This window comes from Streptomyces sp. NPDC001393 (assembly GCF_053597455.1).
In genome coordinates this window covers 15,794-32,468 of record NZ_JBSFIH010000019.1, presented here as the reverse complement: position 1 = coordinate 32,468, position 16,675 = coordinate 15,794, and the positions used below count along the sequence as shown (strand labels likewise).

The 16,675-nt window shown below is 71.3% G+C and carries 13 protein-coding genes and 1 pseudogene; 11 read left to right on the top strand and 3 right to left on the bottom strand.

The window, feature by feature from the left end; all coding sequences use genetic code 11:
* Position 1: 1 nt before the first annotated feature.
* Positions 2–517, bottom strand: a complete 516-nt coding sequence (locus tag ACWC2T_RS21405) for a YceI family protein (RefSeq protein ID WP_450671926.1) — start codon at positions 515–517, stop codon at positions 2–4.
* Between the two features lie 148 nt (positions 518–665).
* Here ACWC2T_RS21405 and ACWC2T_RS21400 point away from each other — a divergent pair, with 148 nt between their 5' ends.
* From ACWC2T_RS21400 to ACWC2T_RS21370, 7 genes are all read left to right on the top strand, one after another.
* Positions 666–1,175 (top strand): MarR family winged helix-turn-helix transcriptional regulator, encoded by a 510-nt coding sequence (locus ACWC2T_RS21400; protein WP_450671925.1) that lies wholly within the window; start codon positions 666–668, stop codon positions 1,173–1,175.
* 85 nt (positions 1,176–1,260) lie between these two features.
* Positions 1,261–3,060 (top strand): methylmalonyl-CoA mutase family protein, encoded by a 1,800-nt coding sequence (locus ACWC2T_RS21395; RefSeq protein ID WP_450671924.1) that lies wholly within the window; start codon positions 1,261–1,263, stop codon positions 3,058–3,060.
* Positions 3,060–5,234, top strand: a complete 2,175-nt coding sequence (scpA, locus tag ACWC2T_RS21390; protein WP_450671923.1) for a methylmalonyl-CoA mutase — start codon at positions 3,060–3,062, stop codon at positions 5,232–5,234. The genes ACWC2T_RS21395 and scpA overlap by 1 nt, the downstream gene beginning before the upstream one ends.
* Before the next feature lie 12 nt (positions 5,235–5,246).
* Positions 5,247–6,251: a methylmalonyl Co-A mutase-associated GTPase MeaB gene (gene meaB / locus ACWC2T_RS21385; protein WP_450671922.1), complete on the top strand. Its 1,005-nt coding sequence runs from the start codon at positions 5,247–5,249 to the stop codon at positions 6,249–6,251.
* 346 nt (positions 6,252–6,597) lie between these two features.
* Positions 6,598–7,197: a hypothetical protein gene (locus ACWC2T_RS21380; RefSeq protein WP_450671921.1), complete on the top strand. Its 600-nt coding sequence runs from the start codon at positions 6,598–6,600 to the stop codon at positions 7,195–7,197.
* Between the two features lie 139 nt (positions 7,198–7,336).
* Positions 7,337–8,782, top strand: a complete 1,446-nt coding sequence (locus ACWC2T_RS21375) for a phytoene desaturase family protein (RefSeq protein ID WP_450671920.1) — start codon at positions 7,337–7,339, stop codon at positions 8,780–8,782.
* A gap of 138 nt (positions 8,783–8,920) precedes the next feature.
* Positions 8,921–10,666 carry a TIGR03767 family metallophosphoesterase gene (locus ACWC2T_RS21370; protein WP_450671919.1) on the top strand — a complete coding sequence of 582 codons (1,746 nt, stop codon included), beginning with the start codon at positions 8,921–8,923 and terminating at the stop codon, positions 10,664–10,666.
* A 75-nt stretch (positions 10,667–10,741) separates the two neighbouring features.
* On the opposite strand, the gene ACWC2T_RS21365 is transcribed toward ACWC2T_RS21370, so the two are convergent.
* Positions 10,742–11,629, bottom strand: a complete 888-nt coding sequence (locus ACWC2T_RS21365) for a helix-turn-helix transcriptional regulator (protein ID WP_450671918.1) — start codon at positions 11,627–11,629, stop codon at positions 10,742–10,744.
* Between the two features lie 277 nt (positions 11,630–11,906).
* Here ACWC2T_RS21365 and ACWC2T_RS21360 point away from each other — a divergent pair, with 277 nt between their 5' ends.
* From ACWC2T_RS21360 to ACWC2T_RS21345, 4 genes and pseudogenes are all read left to right on the top strand, one after another.
* A complete protein-coding gene (locus ACWC2T_RS21360) occupies positions 11,907–12,923 on the top strand; it encodes a zinc-dependent alcohol dehydrogenase family protein (protein WP_450671917.1) in 1,017 nt (338 codons plus the stop codon).
* Between the two features lie 38 nt (positions 12,924–12,961).
* Positions 12,962–13,372 carry a (R)-mandelonitrile lyase gene (locus ACWC2T_RS21355; protein ID WP_450671916.1) on the top strand — a complete coding sequence of 137 codons (411 nt, stop codon included), beginning with the start codon at positions 12,962–12,964 and terminating at the stop codon, positions 13,370–13,372.
* A 796-nt stretch (positions 13,373–14,168) separates the two neighbouring features.
* Positions 14,169–14,561, top strand: coding sequence for a hypothetical protein (locus ACWC2T_RS21350; protein ID WP_450671915.1), 393 nt, complete (start codon positions 14,169–14,171; stop codon positions 14,559–14,561).
* Between the two features lie 5 nt (positions 14,562–14,566).
* Positions 14,567–14,893 (top strand): annotated as a pseudogene (locus ACWC2T_RS21345) (nucleotidyl transferase AbiEii/AbiGii toxin family protein); the annotation flags it as partial.
* Between the two features lie 170 nt (positions 14,894–15,063).
* Here the strand turns inward: ACWC2T_RS21345 and ACWC2T_RS21340 are convergent.
* The gene (locus ACWC2T_RS21340) at positions 15,064–16,485 is read right to left on the bottom strand and encodes a non-reducing end alpha-L-arabinofuranosidase family hydrolase (RefSeq protein WP_450671914.1); all 1,422 of its coding nucleotides are present in this window, start codon (positions 16,483–16,485) and stop codon (positions 15,064–15,066) included.
* Positions 16,486–16,675: the final 190 nt, after the last annotated feature.

The following is a 16,675-nucleotide window of genomic DNA, read 5'->3' as shown; positions in this document are numbered from 1 at the left end:
CTCAGGCCCCGGTCCGCGTGAAGCGCAGCCGCGCCGTCACCGTGGTGAGCCCGCGCATCATGCCCAGCTGGTTCCAGCCCATGCCGAACTGCTCGCGGTCCACGGTGAACTCACCGTCCAGGGTGAGCGCCCCGGCGTCCGCCTCGGCCAGGCGCGCGGTGAAGGTCAGGGGCCTGCTGACGCCCCGCACGGTCAGCTGACCGGTGACCCGTACGCCGTCGCCGTCGAGGCGGTCCGCGCCACGGGCGGCGAAGGTGATCTCCGGGTGGTTGTCGGCGTCGAAGAAGTCGGCCGAGCGCAGGTGCGTGTCCCGCTTGGCGTTCCTGGTGTCCAGGGAGGCCGCCTGCAGGGTCACGGTGCCGGTGGCCGAGCCGTCGGCGTGCACCTCGCCCCCGCCGGCGACGGCGGCGAACGTGCCCTTCACGGTGACGAGTCCCCACAGGGTCTTGTGCCGCAGTCCCACGGTGGACGCGGCCGGGTCGAGCTGCCAGGTGCCGGTCTGCACGGCGACGGTCATGGTCGTACTCCGAAGTCGAATGGTTCAAATTTGGATGACTGACTTGCACGCTAGCGCGTCATCCAAAATTGAACAAGCTGCTGGTCCAAAATTGGATGACCCGCCCGACTCTCCTCGTCCAAAATTGGACGACAGGTAGACTCGACCCATGTCCGCCTCCGACGCCCACCCCGCCGACCAGCTCGAATGTCCCGCCGCAGCGGGCGGCCTGCTGCCCGCCGAGCTGCGCGCCTGGATGATCCTCCTGGCCGCCACGGGGGCCGTGGAGCAGCGGCTGCGGTCGGTCGTGAAGGAGACCCTCGACGTCTCCCACGACGAGTTCCTGATCCTGTGTCTGCTGGCGGAGCAGCCCCGCACCGGGCTGCGCATGACCCAGGTCGCCGACCTCCTCGGCCGCCCCAAGACCCGGCTGACCTACCAGATCGCCTGCCTGCAGCGGGCCGGTCTGGTCGCCCGCACGTCCGTGTGCGGCGACAAGCGCGGGGTGCAGGTCGCCCTCACCGCCAAGGCCCGCGACCTGCTGAGCGAGACCTCCGCCCTGCTCGCCGGGATCGTCCGGCAGGCCCTCGCCGACTCCATGGGTCCCGAGCAGCAGGCGGCCATGTGCGCGCTCGTACCGGATCTTCCGGACCCGGCCGACGAGCCCGGCGACGACTGAGCGGCGCAGGTCACAACCACGGGGAGGGCAACGTCACAGCCCTCCCTTTACTCTCACTTGAGCACGCTGCCCTAGCATCCGAGCCATGACGGTCCTGCCTGACGACGGGCTCTCACTGGCCGCCGAGTTCCCTGACGCGACGCACGAGCAGTGGCAACGCCTGGTCGAAGGCGTGCTGCGCAAGTCGGGCAAGGAAGTCTCGGGCGCTGCAGCTGAGGACGCCCTGTCCACGACGCTGGAGGACGGGCTGCGCACCCGGCCCCTGTACACCGCGCGCGACGCCGCGCCCGACCCCGGCCTGCCCGGCTTCGCGCCCTACGTGCGCGGCAGCCGTCCGGAGGGCAGCACCGCGGGCGGCTGGGACGTACGGCAGCGGCACACCGCCCTCGCGGACGGCGCCGTCCTGGCCGACCTGGAGAACGGCGGCACCTCGCTGTGGCTCGTGCTGGGCGAGGGCGGCATGCCGGTCGACGGGCTGGGCCGGGCGCTGGAAGGTGTGTACCTGGACCTCGCGCCGGTGGTCCTGGACGCCGGCCGGGACACCGAGCGGGCCGCCGAGGCGCTGCTGCGGCTGTACGCGGACAAGGGCGTGGCCGCCGAGGCCGTACGCGGCAACCTGGGCGGCGACCCGCTCGGGTACGAGGCCCGCACCGGAACCCCGCTGGACTTCGCGCCGTACGCGGCCCTGGCCGCCCGCTGCGCCGAGCGGTACCCCGGCCTGCGCGCCCTCACCGTGGACGCGCTGCCGTACCACGAGGCGGGCGGCTCGGCCGCACAGGAGCTGGGTGCCTCGCTCGCCACCGGCGTGGCGTATCTGCGGGAGCTCACCGAGGCGGGCCTCGGCGTCGAACAGGCCGCCGGGCAGCTGGAGTTCCGCTATGCGGCCACCGCCGACCAGTTCCTCACCATCGCCAAGCTGCGCGCCGCGCGCCGGCTGTGGGCCCGGGTCGCCGAGGTCTGCGCAGCGCCGGGCGCGCAGGTGCAGCACGTGGTGACCTCCCCGGTGATGATGACCCGCCGCGACCCGTGGGTGAACATGCTCCGCACGACGGTCGCGACGCTCGCCGCCGGGGTCGGCGGCGCCGACTCGGTGACCGTCCTGCCCTTCGACCACGCCCTCGGCCTGCCCGACGCGTTCTCCCGCCGGATCGCCCGCAACACCTCCACGATCCTCATCGAGGAGTCCCACCTGGCCCGGGTCATCGACCCGGCGGGCGGCTCCTGGTACGTCGAGCAGCTAACCGACCAACTCGCCCACGCCGCCTGGGAGTTCTTCCGCACCATCGAGCGCGACGGCGGCCAGGCGGCCGTGCTGCGCTCCGGCCGGCTGCGCACCGACCTCGCGACCACCTGGGCCGAGCGCTCCAAGAAGCTCGCCAAGCGGCGCGAACCCATCACCGGCGTCAGCGAGTTCCCGCTGCTCGCCGAGAAGCCGGTGGAGCGCGAGCCCGCGCCCGAGCCGCCGTCCGGCGGACTGCCGCGGGTGCGCCGCGACGAGGCGTACGAGGAGCTGCGCGCCCGCTCCGACGCCCACCTCGCGGCGACGGGCGCCCGCCCCCGGATCTTCCTCGCCACGCTCGGCCCGGCCGCCGCGTACACCGCGCGCGCCACCTTCGCGGCGAACCTCTTCCAGGCCGGCGGCATCGAGCCGGTCACCGAGGGCACCTTCGAGGACAGCGGCGCCACCGAGGCCGTGCTGTGCTCCAGCGACGCCCTGTACGCCGAACAAGCCGAGCAGGCCACCGAGTCGCTCAAGGCGTCCGGGGCCCGGCATGTGTTCCTGGCGGGCCGGGGCGAGTACGCCGGCATCGACAGTTACGTCTTCGCGGGCTGCGACGCCATCGACGTCCTGTCCGCGACCCTCGACCGCATGGGAGTGTCCTGATGGGAATCCCCGACTTCTCCGGCCTCGAGCTGGGGACACCGGTCACAGGCGGCAGTGCCGACCAGTGGCGGGCGGCCGTCGCGCGGGCGACCGGGACCGAAGAGCCGCTGTGGGAGACCCCGGAGGGCATCGGGGTCAAGCCGCTGTACACCGGCCGTGACCTGGAGGGCCTGGACTTCCTGGGCACCTACCCGGGCATCGCGCCGTATCTGCGCGGCCCCTACCCGACGATGTACGTCAACCAGCCCTGGACGATCCGCCAGTACGCGGGCTTCTCCACCGCCGAGGAGTCCAACGCGTTCTACCGGCGCAACCTGGCGGCGGGCCAGAAGGGCCTCTCGGTCGCCTTCGACCTGCCCACCCACCGGGGGTACGACAGCGACCACCCGCGCGTGACCGGTGACGTCGGCATGGCAGGCGTGGCCATCGACTCCATCTACGACATGCGGCAGCTGTTCGACGGCATCCCGCTCGACAAGATGACCGTGTCGATGACGATGAACGGCGCCGTGCTGCCCGTGCTCGCGCTGTACATCGTGGCGGCGGAGGAACAGGGCGTACCGCCCGAGAAGCTGGCCGGAACCATTCAGAACGACATTCTGAAGGAGTTCATGGTCCGCAACACCTACATCTATCCGCCGAAGCCGTCGATGCGGATCATCTCCGACATCTTCGCGTACACCTCGCAGCGGATGCCCCGCTACAACTCCATCTCCATCTCCGGCTACCACATCCAGGAGGCCGGCGCGACGGCCGACCTGGAGCTGGCGTACACGCTCGCGGACGGCGTGGAGTACATCCGCGCCGGCCGTGAAGCCGGCCTGGACGTCGACGCGTTCGCCCCTCGTCTGTCCTTCTTCTGGGCGATCGGCATGAACTTCTTCATGGAGGTCGCGAAGCTCAGGGCGGCCCGGCTGCTGTGGGCCAAGCTGGTCTCGCAGTTCGAGCCGGAGAACACCAAGTCCCTCTCCCTGCGCACCCATTCGCAGACCTCGGGCTGGTCGCTGACCGCGCAGGACGTGTTCAACAACGTCACGCGTACGGCCGTGGAGGCGATGGCGGCGACCCAGGGCCACACCCAGTCGCTGCACACCAACGCGCTCGACGAGGCCCTGGCCCTGCCGACCGACTTCTCGGCGCGGATCGCCCGCAACACGCAGCTGCTCATCCAGCAGGAGTCGGGCACCACCCGGGTCATCGACCCGTGGGGCGGCAGCGCGTACGTGGAGAAGCTGACGTACGACCTCGCGCGCAAGGCCTGGGCGCACATCCAGGAGGTCGAGCAGGCCGGCGGCATGGCGCAGGCCATCGACGCCGGCATCCCCAAGCTGCGCGTGGAGGAGGCCGCGGCCCGCACCCAGGCCCGCATCGACTCGGGCCGGCAGCCGGTGATCGGCGTGAACAAGTACCGCGTGGACAGCGACGAGCAGATCGAGGTCCTGAAGGTCGACAACTCCGCCGTACGCGCCCAGCAGATCGAGAAGCTGCGGCGGCTGCGCGCGGAGCGGGACGAGCAGGCCTGCCAGGACGCGCTCGACGCGCTCACCCGGGCCGCCGACGGCAAGGAGAACCTGCTGGAGCTGGCCGTGCACGCGGCCCGGGCCAAGGCGACCGTCGGCGAGATCTCGGACGCCCTGGAGAAGGTGTACGGCCGGCACGCGAGCCAGATCCGTACGATCTCCGGCGTGTACCGCAACGAAACCGGCCAGTCCCCGTCCGTGGACCGCACCCGTGCCCTGGTGGACGCCTTCGAGGAGGCCGAGGGGCGCCGCCCGCGCATCCTGGTCGCCAAGATGGGCCAGGACGGCCACGACCGCGGCCAGAAGGTGATCGCCACCGGCTTCGCCGACCTCGGCTTCGACGTCGACGTCGGCCCGCTGTTCCAGACGCCGGAGGAGGTCGCCCGGCAGGCGGTCGAGGCGGACGTGCACGTGGTCGGCGTGTCCTCGCTGGCCGCGGGCCACCTGACCCTCGTCCCGGCGCTGCGCGAGAAGCTCGCCGAGGAGGGCCGCGAGGACATCATGATCGTGGTGGGCGGGGTGATCCCGCCGCAGGACGTGCCGACGCTGCGGGAGATGGGCGCGGCGGAGGTGTTCCTGCCCGGGACGGTGATCCCGGACGCGGCGTACGACCTGGTCAAGCGGCTGTCGGCCGACCTCGGCCACGAGCTGTAGCGGGGCCCCGGGGTGGCACCGATCGATCTCGACACGTATGTCAAGGGCGTGCTCGACGGAAAGCGGGCGATCGTGGCCCGCGCGATCACGCTCGTCGAGTCCACCCGCCCCCAGCACCGGTCGCTGGCACAGGAGTTGCTGACGCAGCTCCTTCCGCACAGCGGCCGGGCACGGCGGATCGGCATCAGCGGGGTGCCGGGCGTGGGCAAGTCGACGTTCATCGACGCTTTCGGCACGCTGCTGACCTCGCTCGGCCACCGGGTCGCGGTCCTCGCCGTGGACCCCTCCTCCACCCGTACCGGCGGCTCCATCCTGGGCGACAAGACGAGGATGGAGCGCCTGGCGGTCGACCCGAACGCCTTCGTCCGCCCCTCCCCCAGCGCGGGCACACTGGGCGGGGTCGCGAAGGCCACCCGGGAGTCGATGGTGGTCATGGAGGCCGCGGGCTACGACGTGATCCTCGTGGAGACCGTCGGCGTGGGCCAGTCGGAGACCACGGTGGCGGAGCTGGTCGACTCCTTCCTCCTGCTGACCCTGGCCCGCACCGGCGACCAGCTGCAGGGCATCAAGAAGGGCGTCCTGGAGCTGGCCGACGTGATCGCCGTCAACAAGGCGGACGGCCCGCACGAGCGCGACGCGCGGGCCGCCGCCCGTGAACTGGCGGGCGCGCTGCGGCTGATGCACGGCAAGGAGGCGTTCTGGACGCCGCCGGTGCTGCACTGCAGCGCGCGGGAATCGACGGGCCTGGACACGGTCTGGGACCGCCTGGAACAGCACCGCACGCTGCTGGACTCCACCGGCCGGCTCACCGCCAAGCGGCGCGATCAGCAGGTCCGCTGGACCTGGGCGATGGTCCGCGACGAACTCCTCGGCCGACTGCACGCCGACCCGGCGGTACGCGAGGCCGCACCGGACCTCGAGCGCCAGGTCAGAGAGGGCCGCCTGACGGCGACCCTGGCGGCGGACCGCATCCTGGAGGCGTTCAGTGGGCACGCGGCTCCGCCGGCGGGAGGCTGAGACGCCGTACGGAGGCGTCCCGGGGGGCGTGCCGCTGTGCCGGCGGGACGGCTTGGGCGCCGTACGGAGGCAGGCCGGGGGCGTGGGGCCCCGCCAGCGGGGGTTGAGGCGTCGTACGAAGGCGTCCCGGAGACGTACCGCCCCCGGCGGATCGGTTGAGACGTCCTGGGGAGGCGTCCCCGGGGCGTACGCCGGCGGGTCAACTGAGACGTCCTGCGAAGGCGTCCCGGGGCGTGCCGCTCCCCGGCGGGCGGGGCTGAGGCGTCGTACGGATGCGTTCGGGCGGCGCGGTGTGCCGGCGGTGGGGCCGCATAGGCTGGTCGGGGGCGACGTGGAGGAGCCGGCCGTGGAGAAGAACGCGGGGAAGAAGGCGGACGGGGCCGACGCGGCGGTGGACGCCCCGGCCGTGGGGCCGGGCGGGTTCGCGGCCCTGCCCACCGCCCCTGAGCTGCGGCGCCGCCGCCGTCGCGCGCTGCGCTTCCTCGCCCTGTGCGTGATCGTCCTGGTCCCGTGGACCGTCTATCTCGCGGTCTCCCTGCCCGACCGGTTCCAGGCCCGGCACTGGCCGGCGGCCTGGGTCGGCTTCGACGTACTCCTGTTGCTCTCCCTCCTCGCCGCGGGGCTCGCGGTGTGGCTGCACCGTCAGATCCTCATACCGTGCGCCGTCGTCGCGGCCACGCTGCTGGTGTGCGACGCCTGGTTCGACGTCTCGCTCGCTTGGGGCACTCCTGACATCTGGGAGGCCGTCGCCTCGGCCGTCCTGATCGAACTGCCCCTCGCCGGCCTCCTGCTCGCCCGCGCCCACCGCCTGCTGCGCGCCACGGTCCGCCTGGCCTGGCAACGCCTGGGCCTGCCGGGCGAGCCGCCCCCGGTGCACCGCCTGCCCCTCTTCGGCGCCCCCACCTCCGGCGGCACCGAGGAGAACGCCCCTCCTCCGCCCGGCTGAGACCCCGGCGTGCCGTTCCTTTCCACCGGCCCTCGGTATCGTCGAGCACGGCCGGCGGGCCCGTCCCGCTGGCGGTCACCCGGCGGCGCCCGGAGCATCACCCGGTGTACCGGACGGCGCACGGCGAGGAGGCACGCGCATGACGACGGCGGTCGTGGTCGGCAGCGGGCCCAACGGGCTCGCCGCCGCCCTCACCCTCGCCGCGGCGGGCGTGCGGGTCCGCGTCATCGAGGCCGCGGACGTCCTCGGCGGCGGCACCCGGTCCGGTGAGCTGACCCTGCCCGGCCTGATCCACGACGAGTGCTCCGGCATGCACGCCCTGGTGCCCGACTCGGCCTTCGCCCAGCGGTTCGACCTGGCCGGGGCCGGTCTGACCTGGCGCTGGGCCCCGGTCGAGTTCGCGCACCCGCTCGACGGCGGGCGTGGCGCGGTCGCGGTCCGGTCGGTGACCGGGACCGCCACCGGGCTCGGCGCGGGCGGCCGCGGCTGGCTGCGCACGTTCGGGCCGCTCACCGAGCGCTTCGGGACGATCAGCCAGGAGTTCCTGCAGCCGGTGCTGCACGTTCCGCGGCACCCGCTCCACCTGGCCCTCTTCGGCGCCTACGCCGGCCTGCCGGCCACGGCGCTGGCGCGCCGCTTCCGGACGCCCGAGGCCCGTGCGCTCTTCACCGGCGTCGCCGTGCACGCCTTCCGGCCCCTGGACACGCTCGCCTCCTCGGTGATCGGGGTGGCGCTGACCACGGCCGCGCACGCCGTCGGCTGGCCGGTCGCCGAGGGCGGCTCGGCCGCGATCCGGGACGCGGTCCTGGTCCGCGCGGCCGAGCACGGCGTGCAGTTCGAGACCGGCCGCCGGGTGACCTCGCTCGACGAGCTGGGCGGCCCGGACCTGGTCATGCTGGACACCTCGCCGGCGGCGGCCGCCCGGATCGCGGGCGCCCGGATGCCCCGTCACGTACGCCGCGCGTACCTGAACTACCGCCACGGACCCGGGGTGTTCAAGGTGGACTTCGCCGTCGAGGGCGGTGTGCCGTGGGCGCACGAGGGTTCGCGCTCGGCCGGCACGGTGCACCTCGGCGGCGGCGTGGCGGAGATGGCGGCGGCCGAGAAGGACGTGGCCGCCGGCCGGATGCCCGAGCGGCCGTTCGTGCTCGTCGGCCAGCAGTACCTCGCCGACAAGTCCCGCTCGGCAGGCGACGTGCACCCGCTCTACGCCTACGCCCATGTGCCGGCCGGCTTCACCGGCGACGCCACCGAGGCGATCACCGCGCGGATCCAGCAGTTCGCCCCCGGCTTCCGCGAGCGGATCCGGGCGGTGTACGTGCGCTCCACGACGGAGCTGAGCCGGCACAACGAGAACTACGTCGCCGGTGACGTGGTGTCCGGCGCCAACGACCCCTGGCAGCTGGTCTTCCGGCCGCGCCTCGCGCTCGACCCGTACGCCACCGGCGTGCCCGGTGTCCACCTCTGCTCCGCCGCGACCCCGCCCGGCGCCGGCGCCCACGGAATGTGCGGCTACAACGCCGCACGGCGCGCCCTCGCCCAGCTCCGAGACCCGGCTCGGCGACCAGAAGCAAACCCCACCTGACGCGCCTCACGAACCTTTGTTTCCCTCAAGTTTCCCTCCGCCCCCTGGACACTTGTCTACCCGTCAGTAAGGTTGCCCCGGCGGACGCGCCCGGCCCTCGGGCGTGACACTCGACTGCCGCCGTGGACAGGGGGATTCATGAGCGGGATGAGCCGTCGCCGGTTCGTGTCGGGAGCATCCGCGGCAGCCGCGGGGGCAGCCCTGTGGCCGCTGCTGACACCGAGCACCGCACGCGCCCAGGACCGGGCTCTGGCCGCCACGGCCGCGCGTGCGGTACGGATCGGCGGCACCACGCTGGAGCAGGTGGCCACGCCGTCCGGCGACGGGGCGTACAAGCGGCTGACGGCGGGGCCCGGCTGGCCGCTCGTGGTGCGTGCCGAGCTGGCCGGTGCCGGGTCCGGGCGGGACGACCGGCGGACCGGGCTCGCCTCCTTCGTGCAGTTCACCGACCTGCATCTGACGGACACCGAGTCGCCGGTGCGGTTCGAATACCTCGCGCGTCTCAACGACAGCGCGCACCGGCCGCAGGAGACGCTGACCGTGCGCGGTGCCTCCTCCCTCGTCGAACGGGTCAACGCGGTGCGCCAAGGCCCGTACACCGGGCTGCCGTTCAGTCTGGTCATGGCCACCGGCGACAACACCGACAACCACGAGCGGATCGAGCTCGACTGGTACCTGACGGTCATGAGCGGCGGCCGGATCACCCCGAACAGCGGCGACCCCGCCCGCTACGAAGGCGTGCAGAACTCCGGCAGCGCGCAGTACTGGAACCCCGAGTCGTCCCTCCAGGACGCCTACAAGGCCAAGGGCCTGCCGCAGATCCCGGGTTTCCTGAGCGGCGCCGTGCGCCCCTTCGACGCGCCCGGCCTGAGCGTCCCGTGGTACACGACGGTCGGCAACCATGACGACAGCATCGAGGGCAGCCTGCCCGACCTCGGTCTGCTGAACGACCTCTACACCGGCTCCCGCAAGCTGGAGGGCTGCGACGACGCCACCGCGGCCCGGCTGGCGGACGCCGTACTGCACGACCCGGCGGAGGCCGTGCTGCTGCTGAGCAAGCTGCTGACCAGCGGCGGCGCGATCCGCACGGTCACGCCCGACGAGCGGCGCCACCCGTTCACGCCGGCCGAGTTCGCCCGGGCGCACCTGAACCCCGCGTACACCGGAAGCGGCCCCGTCGGCCACGGCTTCACCAGCGACTCGGTCAGCAGCGGACACCTCTACTACACCTTCGACCTCGCCGACGGCGTCCTCGGCATCAGCCTCGACACCACCAACCGGGCCGGATTCGCGGACGGTTCGCTCGGCACCGCGCAGCTGAACTGGCTGGAGTCGGTCCTCGAAGCGCACAGCGGGCACTGGTACGACAGCGACGGCCATGTGGTGCGCGGCGGATCCGGCAACCGGCTCGTCGTCGTCTTCAGCCACCACACCAGCGGCACGATGGGCAACCTGCTGCCCGACCCGTACCACCCCTTCGAAGGCCGCCACAGCGGCGCCGAACTGGTCACGCTCCTCCAGCGCTTCCCGAACGTCGTGGCCTGGGTCAACGGACACACCCACACCAACCAGATCATCCCGCACGGCCACGCCGTCCCCGAGCGTGCCTTCTGGGAGATCAACACCGCCTCCCACGTCGACTACCCGCACCACGCCCGGATCATCGAGGTGGCCGACAACCAGGACGGCACGCTGTCGCTGTTCACCACGCTCATCGAGTCGGCCGCCCCCTACCGGACCGACTTCACCGACACCTCCGATCCCGGCCTTGCCGCCCTGTACCGGGAACTCGCCTACAACGACCCCTACGCCACCCCCGCCACCCGCATCGGCACCGCCGCGGACCACAACACGGAACTGCTCCTGACCAAGCCCGCGACGTAGCCGTAGCCGTCAACGCCGGACGTAGACGTCGGACGGGGTAGCCGGCGGCGGAGACGACGAGGCCGGCGGCAGGCTTCAGCCGGTGGAGTGCTGCGCGGGTGATTCGGCCTCTTCGGTGGCGGCCCAGGAGGCGAGCAGCCGCAGCCCCTCGGCGGAGGGGGATCCGGGTTCGGCGGTGTAGATGGTCAGGGTGAGGCCGGGTTCGGCGGCCATCTCCAGGCCCTCGAAGGCGAGGGTGAGCTCGCCGACGGCCGGGTGGTGAAACCGCTTCGTCCCGGTGCCGTGGCGGCGGACGTTGTGGGCGCCCCATCGGACACGGAACTCCTCGCTCCGGGTGGACAGCTCGCCGACGAGGTCGTGCAGGTCCTTGTCGTAGGGATTGCGGCCGGCTTCGGCGCGCAGGATGGCCACCGCCATGTCGGCGAAGAGATCCCAGTCGGGGTAGAAGCGGCGGGAGGCGGGGTCGAGGAAGTTGAAACGGGCGAGGTTCGCCTGGTTGTGCGGGTCGGCGTAGATGTCGGTGTAGAAGGCGCGGGCGAGCTGGTTGGCGGCCAGGATGTCCATGCGGCCGTTGCGCACGAACGCGGGCCCGGCGGTGATCGCGTCCAGGGTCCACTGCAGGCTGCGGTGCGGGGTCCACTGCGGGGTGGTACGGCGCCGGGGGCGAGTGAGGACGTCGGAGCCGTCGGCGGCCTGGGCCAGATGGAGGAGATGGGCGCGTTCGGCGTCGTCCAGTCGCAGGGCGCGGGCGACGGCTTCGAGGACGGCCGGGGAGACGCCGGCGAGGTTGCCGCGCTCCAGTTTCGCGTAGTACTCGACGCTCATGTCGGCCAGGGCCGCGACCTCGCTCCTGCGCAGGCCGGGGACGCGCCGTCGGCTGCCGGAGGGCAGGCCCGCCTGCTCCGGGCTGATCCTCGCTCGCCGCGAGGTGAGGAACTCGCGGACCTCGTCACGGTTGTCCACACCTCGACCGTACGGCCTGCGCGCCCCGGGAGGGATGTACCGGCAGTACACCTCTCGCTGGTAACTCGCTGCCCGCGCGGAAACCCGGTTACCTGGATGGCGTGGCACTTCTCGGCCACGGCGCAACGGCGCCCCACTCCGGGAGTGCCCGTCCGGGACACGCGCCGGGACGGCAGCGTCGCCCTCGTGCGCCCGGCATGCAACCACACACGGGCACACACGGCCCACAGGCCGCGGCACCGGCCCGCCCACCCCCCAGCACGTAAGGACTTCCCTCATGCGCGGAGCAGTGATCCACGCCCCCGGCGATGTGCGCTTCGAGACCCTGGACGACCCCAAGATCCTCGAGCCGACCGACGCGATCATCCGTACGGCCGTCACCTGCGTGTGCGGCTCCGACCTGTGGCCCTACCGCGGCCTGGACGCGACCGACGAGCCCCACCCGATGGGCCATGAGTACGTCGGCTTCGTGGAGGAGGTCGGAGCCGAGGTCACCGCCCTCAGGCCGGGCCAGTTCGTCGTCGGCTCGTTCGCCACCTCGGACAACACCTGCGCCAACTGCCGCAACGGGTGGCAGTCCAACTGCCTCAACCGCGAGTTCATGAGCACCTGCCAGGCCGAGTACGTGCGCATCCCCAACGCCCAGGGCACCCTGGTCGCCACCGATGAGCATCCGGCCCAGGAGTTCTGGCCCGGCCTGCTCGCCGTGTCCGACGTGATGGGCACCGGCTGGTACGCCGCGCTGGCCGCCGAGGTGAAGCCAGGCTCCACCGCCGTCGTGGTCGGTGACGGCGCGGTCGGCCTGTGCGCGGTGATCGCGGCGAAGGAGATGGGCGCGGAGCGGATCATCGCGATGAGCCGCCACGAGTCCCGCCAGAGGCTCGCCCGGGAGTTCGGCGCCACCGACATCGTCACCGAGCGCGGCGAGGACGGCGTCGCCCGGATCAAGGAGATGACCGGCGGGATCGGCGCCGACGCGGTCCTGGAGTGCGTCGGCACCGCCCAGGCCATGCGGCAGGCCCTGCACTCGGCCCGCCCGGGCGGCAACGTCGGCTTCGTCGGCGTCCCCCACCAGGTCGCCATCGACGGTCAGGAGCTGTTCTTCTCCCACGTCGGCCTGCGCGGCGGCCCCGCCCCCGTCCGCCGCTACCTGCCCGAGCTGATCGCCCTCGTCCTGTCGGGCCGGATCAACCCGGGCAAGGTCTTCGACCACACCCTCCCCCTGGAGCAGGTCGCCGAGGGCTACCAGGCGATGGACGAGCGCCGCGCCATCAAGACACTCCTCAAGCCCTGACCCCTTTACGGGAAAGGCCCTGCAGAGAAGGTACGACCTTGCAGATCACCCGAAGCTCGATCAACACCGTCAAGGGACCCGCCGACTGGTTCACCGGCGACGTCTACATCGACGCCGTCGCCGCCGCGCCCTCCCCCTCCCGGGTCAGCGCCAACCTGGTGCACTTCATGCCCGGCGCGCGCACCCACTGGCACCGCCACCCGCTGGGCCAGACCGTCTTCGTCACCGAAGGCGTCGGCCTGTGCCAGCGCCGCGGCGGGCCGATCGAGGTCATCCGGCCCGGCGACCGCGTCCTGTTCGAAGCCGACGAAGAGCACTGGCACGGCGCCGCACCGAACCGGCTGATGGTCCACCTGGCCATCAACGAGGCGGACGCCGACCACGACGTCGTCCACTGGCTGACCCCCGTCACCGACGAGGAATACGCCGCCGCCCCGACCGTCGACTGACGCGGCTGGGCAAGCGACAGGTTGGCACAGCCTCGGCGAGCGGCAACGGGCCGTGGTCGCGGACGTGCCGCCGCTCATGCCGCCGGAACCGATCCGGAGCAGGAGAAGACCAAACCTTACTGAAGGCAGTCTCTGGCCGGCTCCGTCAACTCCGCCGCTGCACGAGTTGATCGGTACTGATTGCCGTTCCGGATCATCTGACGCAGGCTGGTGCGGGCCGCGGCCAGGTCCCGCTCAAGCTCTCGGACGTGATCGGCGAGTGGCCGGAGCCTGGCTGGTTCGTGTTCGAGGTTCCTGTTGGGCTCCGCCCTGCCCGCACAGGTCCACGTCAACGCCATCGGCGCCTTCCGCCCACCATGCGCGAACTGCCGGACGAACTGCTGGCCAGCACGACCTCACCGAACTGGGCACAGCCCTGACCTCCGCGCCCGCCGACCACCGCAAGCGCACCGTGTTCAAGCCCGTCGGCGTCGCCATGCGAAATCAGAGAACCAGTAGGTCATTGGCCCTTTGCCAGAGGCTCCAGAATCGCCACGCACTCCACATGGTGCGTCATCGGAAGGATGTCGGCCTGAGCGAGCCGTAGAAAAGGCCAGGTCAGAGGCACTTTCTCGGCTCGCTGTGGAGTTTGAAAGCGCCCAGAGCGTCAAACGAGCGTCACGGCGGACAGTCCGTGCTGCTCAAGGCGGAACAGACTGCGGCAACCAGATCACTCCGAGGGATCCGCCTCGCTCGCTCCAGACACCAGTGCTCACATCATGGCCCGCACCACCTCTCCGGCCGTCATAATGGACTCATGTCCTCCAATCCACAGCACTCTGCATCCGCATCAAGGGGCTTCTCGCCCGCGGATGCCGAGGACCTCGCGCTGTATCGGGAGAAGTTCCGGCGGCGTCTGCCGGAGTCGCTGGACGAGTTGCACGGCCCGACCCAGGGGGTCGTGGAGCTGCCGCTGCACCTGGCCTGGTCCGGGCTGACCTCGTACGACATGAGCAAGCCTCGTCAGCGCATGGGCCTGTACCGCACCGTCCTGCACGAGGGCCTGCGTGATGACCTGCCCCGGTATCTGAACCGGGACCTGCTCCTCCAGCTGTGGCCGATACTGCGCACCCTCGTCGGCCGCACTGTGCGCACCGTCTGGGAAGACGCATTCCCCCAGCTCGCCTCCCGCACCCGGGCAGCCGCGTGACGGACATGCCGGAGCTGCACACGCGGCTCCTGGCGGACGTGATCGCCCTTGGCTCCCCGTACCCCCTGGTTCTCACCGGCGGGTACGCCGTGCGGGCGCACCACCTCGTGAACCGCCCCAGCCAGGACCTCGACGTCGCCACCGAGAACCCGGCGCCCATGGCCGACATCGCGGCCACGCTCCGGGCCGGCCTGGAAGCCCGCGGTTGGAGGGTGCAGGCGCTGGAGACCGCTCCGCTGTCCGCCCGCTTCACCGTGACCGACCCAATAACGAGGCAGGAATGCGAAGTCGACATCCTCAAGGAGATCTTCTGGCGGCCGGTCGCCCAGAGCTGCCCGGACCGGCGGCTGGAGTCAACGCATGGAGCCTCCAGCAGAGCACCGTGTCCGGCTCGGCGCTCGTTAGCGGTTCATCGGCTTCCCCGGCGCTGCTTCATGGTGGCAAAGGCGACGGCCGGCCCGATCTGGGTGAGGCCGGCCGTCGGCGAGGTACACAGGCCGGTTCAGCGCTGCAGGGTGAGGACAGCCGGCCTCCAGGGCAGTTGGTCGTAGGGGCCGCTCGCGGTGGGGGACTTGCCCTGGTAGAGGAACTGCAGGTTGCAGGGGTCGATGGTCATGGTCTGGTCGGGGTTGTTGCGGACCAGGTCACCGTGGCTGATGTCGTTGGTCCAGGTGGCACCGCTGTTGGCCTTGCCGGCGAAGGGGTTGTCCTCGCTGGCGGCCTGCGGGGTCCACGAACCGTTCAGGCTGGAGGCCGTGAAGGAGCGGAAGTAGCGCTGCTCGTTCGCACCCCGCGCCTCGACGATCATGAGGTACTGGTTCTGGCCCTGCACCTTGTAGACCTGCGGCGCCTCGAACAGGTTCTTCACCGTGTCGCTCATGACCGTCGTGTACGACGAGCCGAAGCTGCCCGGGAAGTTCCCGATCGGCATGCTCGCCCGGTAGATGTTGCCGTTGTCACCGGCGAAGAACAGGTACATGTTCTGGTCGTCGGCGATCAGTGTCTGGTCGATCGGGGCGGAGCCCGGGATGCTGCCGGTGAACAGCGGCTGCGGCGCGGACCAGCCGCCCGGGTTGGTGGGGTCGCTGGACGTGCGGTAGACGAAGGGCGACGCGCCCCACTGGGACGCCAGCACCCAGATCTTCTTGGGTGCGAAGTAGAACAGCGTGGGCGCCACCGCGGACTGGCTCATCCCGGTCTGGCCGGCCAACGCCATGTCCGACCAGTTCGTGAAGGGCTTGAACATCATCGAGCCGTACGACGATCCCGACACGTTCGACGCGTAGACCAGGTGTTTGCCGTTGTACGTCACGTTGGTGAAGTCCTTCAGCGAGACCCATCCGTTCGCCGGCTGCGCCAACGCACCCGTCGACGACCAGCGGTACGTCGACGGCAGAGCACAGTTACCGCCCGGTGGGGTGGACGCGGACAGGCCGGTCCACTTCTGGTTGCTGCCCCCGTTGCACGTCCAGATCTCCACCGCCGTACCGTTGGCCGTACCGGAACCCGTAACCTCCAGGCACAGCCCGGACTCCACTCCGACGACAGTGCCGTCGGAGTTCACCCGCCACTGCTGGTTCGCACCGCCGGAGCAGGTCCAGATCTGCACCCGGGTACCGGCCGTGGTGGCGTGGCCCGGAACATCCAGGCACTTGTTGCCGTACACGGTGAGCTGGTTGCTGTCCGTCAACGTCCACTGCTGGTTGGTCCCGCCCCAGCAGTCATAGATCTGCAGATACGTGCCGTCGGTCTGGCTGGCGCCCGGCACATCGAGACACCGGCCGGAACCAACACCGCGCAAGGCGCCGCTGGAAGCCGCCTGAGCCGGGACGGCGACGAGCATCGCCGCCAACGCGGCCAGGGCCGCAACCACGGCAGCGAGCACCACTGACGGATGCCTGCGGCTGGAACTTCCTCTGCGCATGGATACTCCCTAGACCCTGAGTAGGCGGTTCCGGTTGGCCTCGTCAGAGGCTGGCCGGACTGTCGGCGTGGTGCGGTGTGCAGCAGTCCGCGAGCACCACGGCGGACCGGGGTAAGTGATGAGTCCATGACATATTGTTCGCCATGTCGAACAAAGGTCGGTTTATCGAGCAACCCGATGATAGAGAACC